At 30.4% G+C, this 642-nt stretch carries 1 protein-coding gene and 1 pseudogene; both read right to left on the bottom strand.

What is annotated here, in order from left to right:
* Positions 1-550, bottom strand: a pseudogene (locus IDG60_RS28165) (bifunctional riboflavin kinase/FAD synthetase); the annotation flags it as partial.
* A 14-nt stretch (positions 551-564) separates the two neighbouring features.
* Positions 565-642: hypothetical protein (locus IDG60_RS28160; RefSeq protein WP_241013411.1), on the bottom strand; the 78-nt coding region annotated here is incomplete at its 5' end.

Here is a 642-nt window from a genome sequence, read left to right as displayed (position 1 = left end):
AAGCATCATTCGCTTTTTGCAACTCACCATTGATTAAATCTTGACGAATAGAAGTTGTAGAAATTTTTTCATTTTCAATTTCTTGTTTACTCACAATTGTCGTATTAAACGCATCATATTCTTGAAGAACAGTCATATTACCTTTTCCAAATTTACCAAAAGTAAAATCAAAACCAGCAATGACTTCTTTTACATTATTTTTAATTATATAATTTTCAACAAAATCTTCAACGCTCACATTAGCAAACCTAGATGAAAAATTAACCACTATACAATAATCAATATCATGTTGGCTAATTTTTTCGATTTTATCTGAAAGTGGTGTTAAATACGTTGTTCGTTTTCTTTTAGGATTCAACACGACAGACGGATGCGGATCAAATGTCATCACCGCTTTTTTTAAACTGCGTGCCTCAGCTATTTCATTTAATATATCAAAGACTTTGTCATGACCTTTATGCATGCCATCGAAAAATCCGAATGCCATTGCAACATCCTCTGTAATATACTGTTTAGATTGTATAGGATGTGTCACTTCTATGACTTTCATAAATTCTATCTCCTTTAATTAAAGACTTTTTTAGGTTTAATTTCTGATTCTTTTGTAGGGTGTACCATATAAATTGCTAATACTTTTTCTGA

The sequence above is a fragment of the Staphylococcus sp. EG-SA-2 genome (genome assembly GCF_017152085.1).
Note: the sequence above shows the minus strand (reverse complement) of the source record. Positions and strands in the feature narration are given on the sequence as shown.